We start from the raw sequence: 1,278 nt of genomic DNA on the forward strand, positions 1-1,278 counted from the left end.
GGGCGACGACGCGGCCCGCGTGTCGGACACCGGCCGGGTCACCGTGGACCGGTCCGCCGTGGACGAGGTGCTCGCCGCCGGCCGCGCGCTCTACCCGGGCATGCGCGACGTCGCGGTCGAGAGCGTCCGGGTGGGCGAGCGGCCGATCCCCGAGGACGGGTTGCCAGTGCTGGGCCGGGTGGTCGACCTGCCGAACTTCCACTTCGCCGTCTCGCACAGCGGGGTGACGCTGGCGCTGCACGCCGGGGACCTGGTCGCGGCCGAGGTGGTGGGCGAGGACCGCGGCGACGAGCTGGCCCCGTTCCGCTTCGAGCGGTCGACCGCCGTCCACTGAGGACCGGCTCCGCCGCCGCGAAACGGCGGTCCGCGCTTCGGCCAGCCGTAGCGGCGCCGTCCGCGCTGATGGCGTGACCGGGGCCGGGGTGGGACTGTCGCGCTGCCCGCGGACGCAGCGACCCCCGGAGGATGTCTTGGCGGACGACGCGAACGGCGGGTTGCTCCGGCAGTTGACCAGCCGCCAGATCGGCATGATCTCGCTCGGCGGCACCATCGGCACCGGGCTGTTCCTCGGCTCCGGCCTCGCGATCTCCATGGCCGGACCGGCCGTGGTGCTGGTCTACCTGGTCGGCGCGCTGGCGGCGGTCGGGGTGGCCTACGCGGTGGCCGAGATGGTCGTCGTGCACCCCGAGGCGGGCGGGTTCGGCGCGGTCGCGACGCGGTACGCCGGTCCGCTGGTCGGGTACGTCCAGCGGTGGTGCTACTGGGCGACGCAGGTCATCACCGTCGGCGGCGAGGTGGTCGCGGCGGGCCTGTACGTCCGGTTCTGGTGGCCGCAGGTGCCCCTGTGGGCGTCGGTGTGCGTGTTCTCGCTGGCGATCCTGGGGATCAACTTCGCCGCCGTCCGGCTGTTCGGCGAGGTCGAGTACTGGTTCGCGATGATCAAGGTGACTGCCCTGGTCGTGTTCCTCGCCCTCGGCGTGCTGTACGTGGTGTTCGGGCTGCCGGGGCACGACGCGGTGGGGCTGGGCGCGTGGACCGACCACGGCGGATTCGCGCCCAACGGGTGGGTCGGCGTGCTGCTGGCGATGACCGTGGCGACGTTCAGCTACGGCGGCGTGGAGTCGGTCGCGATGACCGCCGCCGAGTCGCGCAGCCCGGCCCGCGACATCCCCCGCGCGGCGAAGCGGGTGGTGCTGCGCCTGGCGTTGTTCTACGTGCTGGCCACCGGGATCATCGTGGCGATCGTGCCGTGGCGGGAGGCCGCCGCGGCCGACGGCG

At 74.1% G+C, this 1,278-nt stretch carries 2 protein-coding genes; both read left to right on the top strand.

The annotated features are described in order from the left end of the window. Window positions 1-334: FAD-dependent oxidoreductase (locus AB0G02_RS40830; protein WP_360806102.1), on the top strand; the 334-nt coding region annotated here is incomplete at its 5' end. A gap of 136 nt (window positions 335-470) precedes the next feature. Next, window positions 471-1,278: amino acid permease (locus tag AB0G02_RS40835; RefSeq protein ID WP_360806105.1), on the top strand; the 808-nt coding region annotated here is incomplete at its 3' end.

Source organism: Actinosynnema sp. NPDC023658 (assembly GCF_040639995.1).
Lineage (GTDB): Bacteria > Actinomycetota > Actinomycetes > Mycobacteriales > Pseudonocardiaceae > Actinosynnema.